Annotated in this window: 8 protein-coding genes; 2 read left to right on the top strand and 6 right to left on the bottom strand. The window is 65.7% G+C overall.

Features of this window, described 5'->3' with window-relative positions; genetic code table 11:
* From ABH900_RS01920 to ABH900_RS01905, 4 genes are read right to left on the bottom strand one after another with little or no spacing between them, the layout of a single operon-like run.
* The gene (locus ABH900_RS01920) at positions 1-576 is read right to left on the bottom strand and encodes a tail fiber protein (protein ID WP_429620766.1); all 576 of its coding nucleotides are present in this window, start codon (positions 574-576) and stop codon (positions 1-3) included.
* Positions 573-3,383: a hypothetical protein gene (locus ABH900_RS01915; RefSeq protein WP_429620764.1), complete on the bottom strand. Its 2,811-nt coding sequence runs from the start codon at positions 3,381-3,383 to the stop codon at positions 573-575. The genes ABH900_RS01920 and ABH900_RS01915 overlap by 4 nt, the downstream gene beginning before the upstream one ends.
* Positions 3,364-3,762 (bottom strand): hypothetical protein, encoded by a 399-nt coding sequence (locus ABH900_RS01910; protein WP_429620762.1) that lies wholly within the window; start codon positions 3,760-3,762, stop codon positions 3,364-3,366. Before ABH900_RS01910 ends, ABH900_RS01915 begins: the two co-directional genes overlap by 20 nt.
* Positions 3,763-3,814: 52 nt before the next feature.
* Positions 3,815-4,423: a hypothetical protein gene (locus ABH900_RS01905; RefSeq protein ID WP_049429274.1), complete on the bottom strand. Its 609-nt coding sequence runs from the start codon at positions 4,421-4,423 to the stop codon at positions 3,815-3,817.
* Positions 4,424-4,563: 140 nt separating this feature from the next.
* Here ABH900_RS01905 and ABH900_RS01900 point away from each other — a divergent pair, with 140 nt between their 5' ends.
* Both ABH900_RS01900 and ABH900_RS01895 read left to right on the top strand, forming a co-directional pair.
* Positions 4,564-6,219 carry a sigma 54-interacting transcriptional regulator gene (locus ABH900_RS01900; RefSeq protein ID WP_429620760.1) on the top strand — a complete coding sequence of 552 codons (1,656 nt, stop codon included), beginning with the start codon at positions 4,564-4,566 and terminating at the stop codon, positions 6,217-6,219.
* A 119-nt stretch (positions 6,220-6,338) separates the two neighbouring features.
* A complete protein-coding gene (locus ABH900_RS01895) occupies positions 6,339-7,379 on the top strand; it encodes a ComEC/Rec2 family competence protein (protein ID WP_429620758.1) in 1,041 nt (346 codons plus the stop codon).
* Between the two features lie 257 nt (positions 7,380-7,636).
* Here ABH900_RS01895 and ABH900_RS01890 read toward each other — a convergent pair whose 3' ends face one another.
* Both ABH900_RS01890 and ABH900_RS01885 read right to left on the bottom strand, forming a co-directional pair.
* Positions 7,637-7,900: a hypothetical protein gene (locus ABH900_RS01890; protein WP_429620756.1), complete on the bottom strand. Its 264-nt coding sequence runs from the start codon at positions 7,898-7,900 to the stop codon at positions 7,637-7,639.
* A complete protein-coding gene (locus ABH900_RS01885) occupies positions 7,897-16,608 on the bottom strand; it encodes a GH36-type glycosyl hydrolase domain-containing protein (RefSeq protein WP_429620754.1) in 8,712 nt (2,903 codons plus the stop codon). The genes ABH900_RS01890 and ABH900_RS01885 overlap by 4 nt, the downstream gene beginning before the upstream one ends.
* Between the last annotated feature and the right edge of the window lie 272 nt (positions 16,609-16,880).

Genomic DNA, 16,880 nt, shown 5'->3' with positions numbered 1-16,880 from the left:
CTACTCGACACGAATGATGTAGTAGGCGGCCATATTGCGTGGGCGCGTCTCGTGCGCGCTCACGCGCCCGCTGACAGGATCGCTGGTCTGTTGGCGCTGCACCGGCAGGTTGCAGGCCGCCACGGCATCGCCGGAGACCGTGCTGCCTGCAGGCTCGCTGTAGTCATGCTGATGCACCTGCAGGGCATCCCATTGCAGCGAGCCGACACCAGCATAGCCGGGGCTGCCATCCGGACGCCGTCGCTGGTCCAGGTCCGGATCGACGCCGGCGCCGTCGTCGACACCGCGCAGGAACATGCCGCGCAGATCCGGCAGGTTGAAGATGCCGCGAGCGAAGTCGCCGCCGTACAGACAGCCCAGCGCAGCGTACAGCTCCCGGTAGCGTGCGATGAGCATCTCGCGGCCATCGCAGGCCATCCAGCCCAGCGGCTCCAGCAAGGCCTGGAGCTGATCAGCCGGCTCGGCCACGGGGGCCGTCGGGCTGCCAGTGGACCATGCCGGGTTTGCCTTGTGGGAGACCTGGGCGAGGGCCCCGAAGTACAGGCAGACGCTGCCGACGGGTTGGATGGCGCTCACGGTTCCTCCGTGAAGTCGGGCAGGGCGTCGCCGTCCTGCAGCACGCTGATATCGGTGGCCACCATCAGCTCCCAGGCGTCCCGGACAGGTGCGAGGGACGGGCTGGCCAAGGCCACCTTGAGATCGTCGGCAAGGTCCAGATAACGCAGTGTTGCAGGCTCATTCACGAGCTCTGCCTCGAGCGTGGCCTGGAAGGTCGGTACGAGCGCGTCGTCGCCCAGCCACATCATTCCAGTTGCGAGGAAGTAGAGAAGTGCATTCTCGTGGCCTGATGCGACCGGAAGCAGCACCCGTGCGTGCGTGGCCTGCAGGAACGGGGTCAACCCTGAATCATCCGGGTCCAGCGCGGTGGCTGCCTCTGGATCATCAATCAGGGTATAGGTCAGCTCCCGCCATTCCAGTGCCTGATCCAGCCACAGCTGCAGGGCCGGCGTCAGGTGTGCATCGAGTGCATCGGCGCCGGTGCGCCGACGGGAGAGGGCAAGCAGCGCACGTAGTCCGGCCCGTTGCAGTTCAAGGCGGACGCTGCGCTGCTGCGCTTGGCGGCTGGTGTGGTGCCGGGGTGACGCGCCGGCGGCATCGAAGTAACGAAGCAGATCGTGCCTCCAGGCCTCCATCAACCGATCGTAGAGGCGTGACTTCCAAGCCGAGAGCAGATCCGGCGTACAGGCCAGTCGCACGTCGATGTTCAATCCGTAGACGGGGAGCGGCGTCGTGGCAGGCCCAGGGGAGGGAGCGTCCAACGCGCCGACCGGCGCGACCAGGACGATACTGATCGGCAGTGCGCCGGTCTGCCCGGCTAGGGCGAGATCGACCTTGGCGCCAGTCGCATCGCCTCCCGCGGTGAACCCGGCCGCACCGATGTTGCCGCACACGCTCCAGCCCGGACTGGCGTTGGCCAGGGCAATGCTGGCTGAAACCGCCTGGTATCCCGATGGCAGTGGCAGTTGTTGGCTCAACAATGGCGTGCCGTTCTCGAACACCGCGCAGGCATGTGCCTCGGGGGCGGGCGGAAGCTCGGTGATCGCCACGCCATAACGTGCAGACAGCGTGGCGTAGTAGCAGGCGCTATCCGGATCCAGCGACAGGTCATTGAACTGGCGCAGGCCCAGTTGCGACGGCGCCAGCGGCTGCGCTAGGTCCTCGCCGTATTGGTCGCGACGCGCGTTCACCATTCGCTCGCCCGGCCGCGGAACACGATATTCCAGCATCAGCCGATGGCCGACGGATACCACCCAGCACCGGTAGCGGGCGTTGAGCCAGCGATAGACGCCGCGCTGGTTGTCCACGCGACCGCGACGATCGAAGCACTGCGACACTTCACTGCGGCGGGTGTGCCGATGTCGCTGCAGTCTCTGCTCGCTCAGGCGGGTGGTGACACGCTGTGCGGCGCGCTGGACGATCCGGCGTGCCAGCGTAGCGCTGTCGGCACTGCTGCCCCGGGTGGGATTGGCGTCCACCGGCATCAGCGTGCAGCTTCCGTCCTGCTGGCACTGGGTGGGAGGGCCGTAGGTCGTCGAGTAGTCCAACTTGAACTGCTCGCGCAAGGCGCTGTGTACCTCCGACTCCAACGTGCTGGCGGCGCCGTTGCGCTCCTCCAGGTCGGTGGTGGCTTGACCTACCTGATTCGTATGCACGCTCTGTGTATCGATGCGCTCATGCCGGGCACGCACCTTGCGCTCATCGGCCATCACGCTCTCGATATGGCTGATTTCACCCAGGGAGTAGCCCAGCAGCCGGCGCTTGACTTGTTGCAGCTCACCGATGGCATAGGGTTGAATCGAGATCGCCAACGGGTCGCGCCCCCTGGCCGGACCCACAGCGGGCAGGGGGAAAACAGGGGCAGGCAACAGCAGAGTGGCGGTCAGGCCATCGCGCAGCCGTTGGGGTGGCCAACGGTCCTCCAGGCCCTGGGAAGTATCGCGTGACAGGCGGCCCAGCAGCATTGCGGCCCGGAGGACATGGGTGAGCGCGTCGCGCTGGCGGCGGTCGTAGCCAAGCACGCAGTTCAACGCGAACACGTTCTGCCATGTCCGGTCGATGGTCTGGGCAAATTCCGTCGAGGCCAGGACATCGGTGATGATCGCCCAAGGTTGGCCCCACACCTGCACGATCAGGCTGATCAGGTCCTCGCGCGTGGGCAGGGCGATGATCGCGGCGGCCATCGCGAAGCGCTCCAGTGCGACAACGTCGGGCCCCAGTGCGGCGATCGTGTGCGCGAACTGGCCGGCGTAGGGCGCATCTCCCTGTACGAACAGCATCGCCTGCTCGAGCATCTGGCTGCGGGCGCTGTCGCCACTGGGCAACAGCGCGGCCAGCTGGCAATACAGGCGCGAATCGTCGGTCGCGCAGTCTGCGGTGTAAGCGATGAAGTTGTCCTCCTGCGATCGGGCCGAAGCACCCGGCCACGCCCGCAGCTGGATGTAGGGGAACAGGTCGCCCGCCTCCTCGACCCGAGACTGTATGGGCTCGCTCTGCACCTGTTCGGGCAGTGGCTGCGGCGGCATGGCCTCGCCTAGAAGCTGCGGCGCGGCGCTACCACCTGGATAGCGAAGCTGGTCCAGCAGCAATGCGGCACGGCTGACATCGAAATGCAGCTGACCGACGATCTGCTGGCCCGGCGAGGTTTCGGCGCGCGCGTCGAACGCCAGTATTGGATCGCTCGGCACCAGCTGCATGCGTGCGAGCAGCTGCCGCTGCCAGAACACATCCACATCACAGGCAAGGGCATCGTCACTGAAGGTCCAGTCGATGCGTACCGGTCCATGCTCGAACACTCCAGTGGTGTCAGGGGTGTGCGTGCCCATGCGCACCTCCCTCGAACGGCCCTGCAATCCTGGCTAGGTCGGTGAAGCCGCCGGGATAACCGGCATCTACCAGCCACAACCCAATGGAACCCTCCAGATCGACACGCAGCTCGATCCGGCCCCACAGGATGCGATTGCTGGAGTACTCGTCCACAAGCGAGAACCGCAACCGCGAGGTGGTGCCATCCAGGATCCGGCGGGCAATGAGGTTGGTGGGGTTCATGGAGGAGATGGCCCTGTCGACCAGCATCAGGGCCACGTCGAAGGCACCCTCCACCGGATCACTCCAGTAGATCTCGATACTGGCGTCGGGCGAGGGGGCCCAGATGTTGCTGGGCAGCGGCGGCGAATCGGTGGACAGGGTGGGCGCAGTGGTCATGATGGGCTCCTTGCGGTGGAGCGGGACAGGCCGGAGCCTGTCCCGCTGAGGATCAGGCCTTGGTCAACGAATAACCCTTCCACTTGGAACCGGTGACGATCAGCGAATCGCCCTCCAGCACTTCGAGCTGGGTCTGGCTGATCTCTTCCTGCACGAGGCGCTGGCCCTTGTAGGTGAACTGCGAAACCACGGCGACGAACATGCTCGCGCGGACATCTTCCATGAACAGTCCGCCCGGCCAGATGACCTGCGGCTCATAGATGGCGTCCTGGCCACGAAGGATGGACGCCTCCACACCGATGCTGAAGTTGTTGACCACCCGCACTTCATTGAGCACCAGATCGGTGAAGCTCTGGTTGATCACCGCACCGTTGGAGCGGCGGTCCTGCGAGGCGACACTGTCGATGGTGAACGCGGCGGAGGTTTCGGCGAAAGAAGCCGGCTTGGCCGAGGTGTCCAGCTGGTCGGGACGGGAAGCGTCGTTTGAGTAGCGCACCTGCAGGCCGAAGTCATCCGGAATCTGGATGACCGAGTTGCCACCCGGCGGCGGCGCGGCAACCTGCCAGGCAATCGTGGCCAAGGTGGGGTTGCTCACCGGCTTCTGGAACACGGCCAGACGGACGGTTTCGCCGGTTTCGTTGATCAGAGTGATGGTCGACATGAAGGACTTCCTTGAGGTTGAGGGTGGATGGACGAGACGCCGAGCGCGCCTCGACAAGGGACTACACACAAACCGTGCCAACTGCGCCGAACCCGCAGCGGCAAGGGCCTAGCGCTGGTTCAGGCGGTTCCCGGTCGGGCATGGAGCGTGAACTGACATGTCGACTGACATGCCTGGCATGCCAATACGCAGCGCCTGTCGACTTCGGGTACGATCCGCCAACGGCAGGGAAGGGGCACGGACCGGTGTCGCGACGCACAACTGACAGGGAAGCCACGTTGTCCGCGCCGATCGAGGCGATGGCAGCACAGACCGCCGCAATACTTGGGTTCACCGTGCTCTGGCATCCGCGCCGCCGCCGCATCGGCGAGCAGGCGGCGCTGGTCCCTGAGGGCGGCGTGGCTGAGTTGAACCGGAATACGCCGGAGTTCTTTGCCGCCGGCAGCGAGGTCGGCGAGGCCTTGGAGCACCAGGGCATTTCCCGTCGGTCCGTGTGCTTCCGTGCCGGTGTCGACGGCGGTGTAGTGATGAGCATTCCTGCCTCGACAATGCGCTGCGAAATCGATGGCGTGCCGCTCGGCGAAGACATGCGTGAAGCGCCGATTGCGTTCGACCCGGCGCGACTTCGCCGCGGGGTCGTGCTTCGCTTAGGCGGCAGTGTCCTGCTGTACCTGGGCCATATCGCTCCCGGTGGTGCCGGGCAGGGCGACAGCGGGCTCGTCGGGGTGAGTCCGGCCATGACCCGGATCCGGGCAGCAATCGCCCAGGTCGCGGCCACCGACATGCCAACCTTGATCCTGGGCGAGACTGGCACCGGCAAGGAGCTTGTTGCGCAGGCCATCCATGCCGCCAGTGCGCGTTCGCACCAGATGCTGGTCAGCGTGAACATGGCCGCGCTGAATGAGTCGCTCGCAGCGGCGGATCTGTTCGGTGCGAACAAGGGCGCCTACACCGGTGCACAGGTCTCGCGCGAAGGCTATTTCGCCGAGGCCGATGGGGGCACGCTGTTCCTCGATGAAATCGGCGACACACCTGCCGCGATACAGCCGATGCTGCTTCGGGCGCTGGAAACCGGCGAGTACCGTCCGCTGGGAAGCGCACGCAGCGAGCGCGCCGACGTGCGCCTGATTGCGGCGACCGATCGGGATCTCTCGACGCCAGGTTTCAACCAGCCGTTACTGCGTCGCCTGGAGGCTTTTGTGATTGCGATGCCGCCGTTGCGCGAGCGTCGCCAGGACATCGGCGTACTGATCGTACAGTTGCTGCAGCGCTGGCAAGGGAGCGACGCAACGCCGTTGGAGCTGCCAGCAACGGTGATCCAGGCGCTGTGCCTGTATGACTGGCCGGGCAACGTCCGTCAGCTGGCCCACGTGCTGCGACGGCTGACCTTGTCCGCACAGGTGCAGGAATGGCCGGACATGCAAATGTTGCTGCCGGCCACGTTGCAGGCGTCTACGCCGCCGCTGGATACAGGGCCGGCAATGCCTGCGGCACCTTCGGTGCGCTACCGCTCACCGTCGCGGGTAGGCGAAGGCGATGTGATTGCCGCGCTCGAGGCGCACCAATGGTGTGTGCGCAAGGCCGCCGAGCACCTTTCCGTATCGCGTGCCTCCTTCTACGTGCTGCTGGAGGCATCACCGACCATTCGACGCGCCGATGATATTCCGCTGGATGAAATCAGTCGCGCTGTCGCACAGGCACCGGATGATCCGAGTCATTGGGCCTCGCAACTGCGTACGCCGCGCGAATCCCTGCGCCGACGCGTGCGCCAACTGGGCCTGATCGGGCGCCGCTAGTCCACAGGTCGCAAGGTGCAAAGTGGCGTGCGCAAGGCACGCACATGACTTGGCATGGATCGTGCGTTGACCCTTCGTGACAGCCATCCGGCCTGTCTCAACCTAAAGAGGGTCATCCCATGACACGCATCGACTTTGTCGGTCGCGGGCTGCTTTTGTCCGCGACTCTAACGCTGGCTGCCTGTGGCACAGGCATCATCAAACCTGCACCGCCGCTGGAGGGCGCTCCTGTCGTCAACGTGGTGGATCCGGGCAATCTGATCGTGCATACCCTGCCGATCGGCGCCGGAAACTGCCAGATCGCCCAGTGTCCTTCGGGAAACCGGCTGGTGGTGATGGACTGTGGCTCCAAGGGCGCTGGCACCCAGGATTGGGACGCAAGCAAGGTAAAGAGCTACGTCGAAACGCTGATCGATGACAAGAGCGAGATCACGGTAAGTGTCAGCCATCCTGACGAGGACCACTACAACTACCTTGCTCCCGCGTTTGCCGGCATGAATGTGAAGACGTTGTACCTGGGTGGCGACTGGAGCCAGTACAACAGCACCTTCCAGGACTGGGTGGAGACGCAGAGGATCAACCGCGCGGCGGCGGTCAACCTGTATCCGGGCTTCTACGCTTCCACCACGCCCGAGCCAGGGCTGAGTTGCTGGAAGCCACAGCAAGGGGGAAGCAGCATGCAGGTGGCCAGCTACATCCTGGGCGTCAACGCGGGCACAACCAAGAACGATGGGAGTATGGTTGTGGCAATGCGCTACGGGGATTTCACCACGACCTTTACCGGCGACATGACCCAGGCGACCGAGAACAAGCTGCAGTTGCCCACTGGACTCGGAAGCTTCAGGGCCAATCTGCTGGCCGGCGCACATCACGGCGCGTCCAGTCAGGGCAGCAATTCAGCGGAGTGGGCCGCTGCCACCCGCCCCGATTTCGTGGTCTTCAGCGCCGGCCTCCGATACAGCCACCCGCGTTGCGATTCCGTGGACCGTTACACCACCGTGGGGGCCTCGCTGCCCGAGCACGAGTACTTCTGCGGGGATTCCACGGGGGGGGAAACCCGGAAAACGAAGAACAATATCCTGGTGACAGACTCCAACGGGCTTATCGTCATCGAGGCCGACAGCAAAGGCGTGATGAAGGTGCTTCCGGTCAAGTTCTAATCCACGAGGCTGGGCGCTTGACGGGGCGGCTGCCCAGGGGTGGTCGCCTCTTGCGCCCCGGTGGGTGTCCTGGGAATCCAGCCTCGCTTGGAACGAATCACGTTTTGCAGATGCCTGCCTCTGACCGAGATCGGACAATACGAGGGGATAAGCGTGCGTTATCAGTGGTGGATCCAAAGCGCCTCTGGCAGAGCTCTAGCTAGTATGAGGATGACAAGGCGATGGAGCCATCCAGTTGATCACCTACGGAGTAATGGTCATCTCTCTCCTGGCGCCCTCGGTGGCAGCCTGTGGTCGCGTTGGTGCCAGGGTGGGAGCTCCGGTGCGTGGCGTTTGAGCATGGCCTGGATGTACGCATGCGCCTGATCCCTCTCCACGTGCTCGCATTGATCCAGAATCTCCGCAGCCAGCAGTTCAAACTGCGGCCAGAACTGCGCCGGATGCCGCACCTGTGCCAACCAGTGCACCAGCATGTCGGCCAGCGCATCAAGCTGCACCTTTATCTCGAGGCGAACGTTCATCCCGTGGCCGCACCCAGGTCAAGCGCGACCCGGTAGTGGTGGCCGTCATCCCGAAGCAGGACGGTAAGGCCAGACTGCAACATGCCATCCACATGTAGCGTTGGCTGGCCCTGCGCAGTGCGGGTCACCACGAACTCATAGAAGCTGCGACCGAAGCGGTAGCTCAGTTCGAATGACGGCCAGTGATCGGGCAGGCAGGGTGCAAGCGACAAGCGATCGCCTTCACGGCGTATACCGAGCAGGGATTCGACCAGCAGGCGATACATCCAGCCGGCCGAACCGGTGTACCACGTCCAGCCACCGCGCCCGACGTGCGGTGAAACAGCATATACATCGGCTGCCAGTACGTAGGGCTCGACGCGATAGGTCTGCACCGCCTCCGGGTCCAGCGCGTGATTGAGCGGGTTGATCATGCCGGCCAGCTCCCACGCACGCACCGCATCTCCCTGCTGTGCGAATGCCATGGCCGCCCACACGGCCGCGTGGGTGTACTGACCGCCATTCTCGCGTACGCCCGGTACGTAGCCACGGATGTAGCCGGGGTCCTCCGTCGTCTGGTCGAAGGGCGGATCGAGCAGCTGGATCAGCTTGGTGTCCTTTCGCACCAGATGCGTGTAGAGCGAATCCAGAGCTTGCATGGCGCGCTCAGGCGCGGCAACGCCCGACAACACCGACCAGCTCTGGGAAATCGAATCGATGCGGCATTCCTGGTTCTGTGACGAGCCCAACGGGGTGCCGTTGTCGAACCAGGCGCGGCGATACCATTCCCCATCCCAGGCATGCTGTTCCAGATTCTGGCGCAGGCTCTCGGCCTGCTGTTGGCACCACCGCGCACGGGAGGCATCGCCACGCACGTTGGCCACCCCGATGAAGCGGTGGAGCGTGTCATGCAGGAAGAACCCCAGCCACACACTTTCACCGCGCTGCTGGTCACCGACGCGGTTCATGCCGTCGTTCCAATCACCACTGCCCATCAACGGCAGACCGCGCTCGCCGAGCAGCCGGCAACCCCGCTCGAGGGCGCGGACGCAGTGCGCATACAGCGTGTCCCGCTGTGTCGAAGGTGTAGGCAGGTCGTAATACCCTTCCTCTTCAGCCGTAACCGCGCGCCCCTCGATGAAGCCGACCACTTCCTCCAGCACGCTGGCGTCGCCGGTGACCTCCAGATAGCGGCATGCGCCCTGGGGCAACCAGAGATAGTCGTCCGAGCAGCGGGTGCGCACGCCGCGACCTTGCGGCGGGTGCCACCAGTGCATCACATCGCCTTCGGCGAACTGGTGTGCAGCGCATAGCAGCAGGTGTTCGCGGGTCAGCTCCGGGCGAGCGTGCACGAGGGCGAGCGCGTCCTGCAGCTGATCGCGGAAGCCGAACGCCCCGCCTGACTGATAGTAGCCACTGCGCGCCAGGTAGCGGCAGCCCAGGGTCTGATAGACCAGCCAGCCATTGGCCAATGCGTCCAACGCCGGGTCCGGTGTGCGCACCTGCACCGTGGCCAGCACATTGCGCCAGTGGATGCGCACGGCGTCCAGGGCGTCAATGGCCTCCTGAGCGCCCTGGCGGCTTCGTGCCAACGCCAGCGCTTCCTCGCGGTCGTGCCCTGCGCCAAGGCGGAAGGTCGTTTCACTGCGGTCGCCCGGGGCCAGCTCCAGCGGCACCTGGATCGCCGCGCAGGGATCCAGGCCCGCACCCATCCGTCCATCCAGACGTTCGCGCCGCAAAGCCGCCGGTGCGTGCAGGCTGCCGTTGCGGCCGATGAACTCCAGGCGATCACAGGTCCACCAGCAGCCGTCGGCATCGGTGTCGAAGAAGGCCATCCGGCCGCCGAAATCGGTGCTGTAGGCGTTGCGTGCCAGCAGCGCTCCAGTCTGCGGGTCGCGTTCGGTGAGTACGTGCATGCGCGACTTCGCGCGCAGGTCACCCATCACCCATTCGACGTAGCCGATGGCCGACAGCCGCCGTGTCCTGCCCGACAGGTTGTGCAAGCGCAAGACCGAGAACTTCAGTGGCGCCGTGACGTCGACGAAGACCCACAACTCGCTGGCGATACCGTCCTCGACATGCTCGTACACCGTGTAGCCGAATCCATGGCGCGTACGGTAGGCCCCGGTGCCCCTGCGTGGCAGCGGCATCGGCGACCAGACACGACCGGTGTCCTCGTCGCGTACGTAGAAGGCCTCGCCGCCCGTATCGGACACCGGATCATTGAGCCAGGGAGTCAAGCGGAATTCGTGTGCATTCTCGAACCACGTGTAGCCCGGTGCACTCTCGCTCACGACCGTGCCCAGGCGGGCATTCGCGATCACATTGGCCCATGGTGCCGGCGTCGGCGCGTTTTCACGCACTACCACGACGTATTCGCGGCCGTCCTCGCTGAAGCTGCCGGTACCGTTGTCGAACTGGCCGGCGCCGCGGTAGGGAAGGAAAGGCCACGGGTCGTCCATCTCGTCGTCGTGCTCGGCGCCTGGGGGCAAGCCGGCGTCGGGGCCCGAACCGGCGACGATGGGCAGCCCCGGGGTCGGCTCCATCGACAGTGCCAGCTCCTCCTGCACCGCCTGCGGCACCAGCGGCGGGATCCGCCGCGCAGCCAAGAGCTGACGCCCCACCTGCGCGACCAGGGTGCCGTCCTCATCGCTGATCACCGCCCGGGCCACCGCCTGCAACAGAATGCGGTCCTCGTGGGTCATGTTCTGCACCGGCCGCACGAAAATGCCGCCGGGGCGATCAAGCAGGCCCGTCTCCGAACTGGCAGCGACCATTCCCAGAATCTGGTCCTGCAGTTCCTGCCGATAGCCGGCCTTGCTGTCGTTCCAGATGACCAGGTCGGTGTTGAGTCCCTTCTGGCGCCAGTAGGCATGTGCCTGCACCAGTTGCCTGACCAGTTCCACGTTGTCCGCGTCGGTGACCTTGAGAAGCACGATGGGCAGGTCGCCGGAGATGGCATGGCTCCACAGCCCGGATTGTCCGCGCTGGTTCTGCAGGAGGACCCCGGCACCCGCGCGCAACAGTGAACCGGCATACAGCACGTGGGCGGCCAGGCGCTCGTACAGTGCCGCTTCCGCCTGGCTCGCGTTGATCTGCCGGCGCACCACCTGGCTGTGGGTCCAGGCCAGGTCGAAGACGCGGTCGGCCAGGCGGCGATCGCGGTACTTGTCCACCAATACCTCGCAACCGGGTTGGTCGACGCCGACGCCATACACCATGTCCAATTGCACGGTCTGCTCGGGCTCAAGCACCACGCGGACGCGGATGGCCACGATCGGATCGAGCACCGAGCCCTCCGTGCCGGAAAGGTGGGTATCGGTGGTCAATGCCTGCGGGGTCCGCGGTGTGTTGCCACGGCCCAGGAAGCGCGCGCGGTCGGTTTCGTAGGAGATCGCCACCACCTCGGCGTCATGCACCGCAACCAGGTGGAACATCCACGGCGGCTCCTCGTCGTGCGAACGGGGCCGGCGGGTGCACAACACGGCCTGCTTGGCCGCCAGAATCTTGCTCTGCACGAAGAGATTGCTGAAGGCCGGATGCGCGTCGTCGGCCGTGGCGGCTGCCAGCACCACTTCGGCATAAGTGGTGATCTCCACCGTGCGCGGGCGACGGCTACGGTTGGTCAGGCGCAGGCGCCTGAGCTCGATGTCGTCCTCGGCGGAGATGGCAACCTGCAGGTGGCTCTCGCAGCCAAGGCGCGTACCGCGGAATTCCGCCTTGGCGTCCGAGAAAATCGCCTCGTAATTGTCCACCGCCACGCAGGTGGGCTGGTATGCGGCAGACCAGAACTCGCCGCTGTCCACATCGCGCAGATAGCAGAACGATCCCCAGGCATCGGTCGTGCCGTCCTCGCGCCAGCGGGTCAGCGACAGGTCGCCGTGGCGGCTGTAGCCGCCGCCGGCATGGGTCAACATTCCGTGGTAGCGGCCGTTGGACAGCAGTTGCACTTCCGGTCGCGGGCCACCCGGGTCCCGCAGCACCCGCAGGGACGTCTCGTCCTCGGCCATGGCCGAGTGCTCGCCCAGCGCTTCCACCTCATGTGGATGGAAGACGCCGATGCGCGGGATGCGCTCCTGCAGCAGCAGCAAGGTGGCCTGGAACTCGACGTCGGCGAGAAAGCGGCGCTGCATCGGCTGGTCGCGCAACAGGTAATCCAGCGACAGCAGTCCCATGCCCTGGTGGTGGGCCATAAACGAACGCAACAGCACGTGATCCTGCCCCGGCGGCAGCCGGGCAGCGGTGTAGTCGATTGCCTCGTACATGCCAAAGCGCCCGGCAAAACCCAATCCTTCCAGCACCTGCAGGTTCTGGCACGCCGCTTCCGGCGCCACCATCAGCGCCATCATGCTGGCATAGGGCGCGATGACCCGATCCTGGCCCAGACCGCGCTTGAGCCCCAAGCCCGGTACACCAAACGCCCGGTACTGGTAGTTCAGGCGGGCGTCGACGGCGTTGTAGCCGGACTCGGACACGCCCCACGGCAGGTTCAGGGTACGACCGTAGACGATCTGCGCCTCGACCGCGTGCCGCGAGGTCTGGTCCAGCAGCGTGTCCGGATAGCTGGGCATCACCAGCTGCGGCATGAGGTACTCGAACATCGAGCCACTCCATGACAACAGCGTCGGCGTACCGTTGACCTCGGTGAGCATCCTGCCCAGCGCGAACCAACTTTCCTGCGCCAACTGACCCTGCGCGATGGCGACGAAGGCGCACAGCCGCGCTTCGGAGGCCAGCAGATCGTAGAAGCTGTTATCGAGGCGGTGGTCGTCGACGTTGTAGCCGATCGAAAGCAGGTTGCGGGGGCGGTAGTACAGGAACCCGTATTCCATCAACGAGAACTGCCCGGCGCGGCGCGCCAGGCCCTGCAGCTGCTCGATGCGCGCGCGCGCGTCCGCACCCGCCGTACCGGGCAGGGCGGCCAGCTGGCGCAGGCTCGGCACCGGGGCCTCGTCGTCCACCTTGGCATCGGCAGGGAGGTCAGCGAGTGCCGCCTGGGCGGCATGGCATTCGGCAGCGAACAGGCCTGGCCAATGCAGTTCGCCTTCCTCGGGCGATGGCGGCGGGGGCCACTGCGCCAGCACTACGTCCGCCAGGCCGGCCAACTCCTGCAAGCGGGCGAGAGTCTCCGCCGTTCCGACAGGGCGGTCGAGACGCGTTGACGCCAGACGCTGGCGAAGGTGGTTGAGCGCCTCGACAAGTGGTGCATCGTCGGGGCGATGACGCTGCCGTTGCTCTTCCAGTACACCGAGCGTATCGGCCAGGCCATCGAACGTGTGCGGTGCCAGCACCGGCGCATCCACCAGCGCGAGCAGGCCTTGGCGCAGCGTAAGCAGATGCCCGGCAAGATTGCCGCTGTCCACGGTGGAGACATAGCGCGGCGGCAGCGGCGCCAGGGTTTCAGTGTCGTACCAGTTCAGGAAGTGACCGCGATGGCGCGGCAGCTGGTCCAGCGTATCGAAGGTGAGGGCGGTACGTTCAGCAACCGCACCCAGCTGCAGGTAGCCGAAATCCCACGCCGACAGATTGGCCAGCAAGGACAGGCCGATGTTGGTTGGCGAGGTGCGGCGTGCCACCACCAGCGACGGATGCTCCTGGATGTTGTCCGGTGGCAACCAATGATCCTGCTCACGCACCCAGGCCTGGAAGAAAGACCAGGTGCGCCGCGCCAGCCGGCCCAGGAATGCCCTTTGCGTAACGGACAGCTCCGCCACGCTGGCCGCAGGGGGACGGCCCAACCACGCCATCAACGCCGGCGCAAAGGTCCACGCCAACAGCAAGGGCAGGGCAAGCGGCAATGCCTGCGGGCGCAGGCCGGCCACTACAGCCAGCAGCGCCAGTGCCAGCAGTGAGGCCGGCGCCATGACCCGCCATTCCGCGCCGCGGTCACTGCCGAGGCGGCGCTCGACTTCGCTTGAAGGGTTCCACTGCAGCAGGTGGCGGCGCGTGACAGCCATGCGCCAGAGCGTGCGCAGCACCGCGTCACTGGCCAGCAACGCTTCGAAGGGCAGGCATGCGACCTGGGTCGACGCGCGCAGCAACGACTGCAACGTTCCGCGCCCAACCTTGATGTAATGCGCTTCCAGCGGCGTGTCGTCCGGAACGCTCAGGGCATCGCGCAGCATTCCTATCAGCGGCGGCGCGAACCACAGCGCCAGCACCCACGCCGTCCATGCAGCCGGGTTTCCGGCATACAACCAGCCCACCACCAGCAAGGCCAGGGCAGCGATCGGCACCAGGCTGCGGCGCAGGTTGTCCAGCAACTTGCCGCGTGACAGCAGACTGAGCCGGTTGCGCTCCCATCCCGGGCCCGGGCGCGGTGTCCACGGCATCAACCAGGGCAACAGCTGCCAGTCACCGCGGATCCAGCGCGCACGGCGCTTGGCGTCGGCGGCGTAACGTTCGGGGTAGTCCTCGTAAAGCCGCACATCGCTGACCAGGCCCGCGCGTGCATAGCAGCCTTCCAACAGGTCGTGGCTGAGGATGCGGTTCTCGGGCAGGCGACCCTCGAGTGCATGCTCGAAGGCTTCGACGTCATAGATGCCCTTGCCCACGAACGAGCCTTCGTCGAACAGGTCCTGGTAGACGTCCGAGACCATGCGCGTATATGGATCGATGCCGGGCTCGCTGCCGAACATCCGGGCAAAACGCGAAGTGCGGCGCCGGCCCAGGCTGGTGCCCACGCTCGGCTGCAGGATGCCGTAGCCCTCCACCACGCGTTGCAGCGTCGGATCGAAGCGCGGGCGGTTGAGCGGGTGCGCCAAGGTGGCGACAAACGCGCGTGCCGCATCCCGCGGAAGCTGTGTATCCGAATCCAGCGTGATGACGTAGCGGACGCCGATCAGCGCAGCCGCGTCACCGACGATGCGCATGAACGCAGCCGCATCGCCCAGGCGGAGCAGGGCATTGAGTGCCGCCAGCTTGCCGCGCTTGCGTTCGTGTCCCATCCACACGCCTTCACCCGGGTTCCATTGCCTGGGGCGGTGCAGCAGGTAGAAGCGATCGCCACGCGCGGGCGCGTAACGCCTGTTCAATTCCTCGATCCGTGCCGTGACGTGCACAAGCAGGGTGTCGTCCGTCGGCGCCGTCGCTTCCGCCGCATCGAGAAAATCCGTCAGCAGCACGAAGCGCAGCTGAGGATCACGGTTGGCCAGGAAGCGGACCTCCAGCGCTTCGACCAGCACGTCGATTCCGTCCACGCTGGACAGCATCGAGGGGACCGCGACCACGGTGGCGCAGGCGGCAGGAATGCCCTCGCTGAAATCCAGCTTGGGCAGCGGCCTGGGTGCGACCAGCACCGTCGCGGCCCAGTTCACCAGCACGATGCCCAGCTCACTGAACACCAGCAGCGCGAGCAGCGCGGCCGGCCAGATGTGTACGGAACCACTGCCGGTTGCCAGCAGGGCAGCGGTGGCCAGCACCGCCAACAGGGTGATCGGCAGCAGGTACAACGCAAGCGGCACGCGATGTGCCAGTCGCCGCGCCTTGCGGTGGCGTGGTGCCGCCTCCGCCACCGCTTCAACGGTGGCGTTCCGGCCTTCGCCAACCAGCCAGTAGCCTACGTGCGTGCGCGGCCCATCCAGCGGCGTAGCCGCCCGTGCCAGGTCCAGTGCGATGGTGGCAACGCGCTCCTCAGCCATTCGGCTGCCGCGGGCGATCTTCTCCACCACGTGGCGATAGCTGTCGCGGGTGGCGAAATCCATCTGCGCGTAGACGGCCATCGGGTCTTCCCGTAGGCGCTGCTCCACCACACTCATCTCTTCAACAAAAGTGCGCCAATCCATGGTGGACAGAAAGCGCAGGCTGCCGATGCTGTTGCCAATGGATACCTGATCGGCCGCTTGCTGCTGCCCCTCCGCCGCGACCAGTTCGTCGACGCGCTGCCCGGCCGCTGCCGCCCACTGTTCAAGCCAGGCGACGGGCATGGCCCACGCGCCACCGCGTCCCTGCAGCGACCGCGTCAGCTCGGCGATGAATGCGCCGGTCAAGGGCGGCGCGGACCGCGCCATGTCGGCAACCACCAGGACCACATCGGTAGGGGTCTCGGAAGCGGCTTGATTGAGGTTGTCAGCCCATTGCGAGGCCAAACGACGATCAGTGCCGTCGCGCATCACCCGCGCGGCCATGCGCCGCAGGTTCTCCAGCAGTGCCAGGCGCAACATGATGGGAACCGCCCACAGCTCACCCAGGCTCAGTGGTGCGAGAGACTGGTACGAGGCGATGAAACGGCCCAGCGTATCGGCGTCAATGCGCCCATCGCCGTGCGCAATGGCCTGCATCGACAGTTCATACACCCTCGGCAACCCAGCCGAGGGGCCGGTGGCAAGTGAAGGCAGCTGCCGACTATAGCCACGCGGCAGGTGGCGACGCGCGGTCTGGATCTGCTCTTCGATCAGGTAGTAGTTGTCGAGCAGCCATTCCCCCGCCGGGGTTACCGGCCGCTGTTCGCGCACCACGCTGCTGAGCAACGTGTTGGCGTCTTCCAGCACGCGCTCGTTGGCTTGCAGACGATCGAGCAAGCGCTCCGGGCTGGGCCGCAACCGCACGCGATGCTGGCGCGCAAGCGCGCGGCCGTACACCTCCATCTGTTCAACGCTGTACAGCGCGGCACGCAGTGGGCCCTCGGTGGCCTCGATGGCCGGGACCGAGGCCTGGTGCTCCCGCCAGCGCCAACGCACGCGACGACGCAGGCGCAGCCAGCGGCCAAATAGACGACGAAGGTGGGGCATGGGTTACCAAGAGGGGGGCGCGTCCTGCATGGTTGCATCGGATGTGCCTCGCTGGCTGTGAAGACCAGGCTCCGGCTGACGCCACCGGCGCTACTTACCGTAACGAACCCGATACTCTTCAAATGCGTACAGGTATAGAGCGGGCCAGGGATCTGACGAACTCATCTAAAGGAGTAAATCTCCCTGGACGGACGACTTGGAGTCGGCCGGCTTTTTTACGATGCGGATCACCAGGTCTCAGCAGGGCGATCGTGCGCTTAGGCGGCGAGCAG

It is taken from the genome of Stenotrophomonas sp. AN71 (assembly GCF_050435725.1).
Lineage (GTDB): Bacteria > Pseudomonadota > Gammaproteobacteria > Xanthomonadales > Xanthomonadaceae > Stenotrophomonas.
The sequence above is the reverse complement of the archived record's forward strand: the minus strand, read 5'-3'. Positions and strand labels throughout refer to the sequence as shown.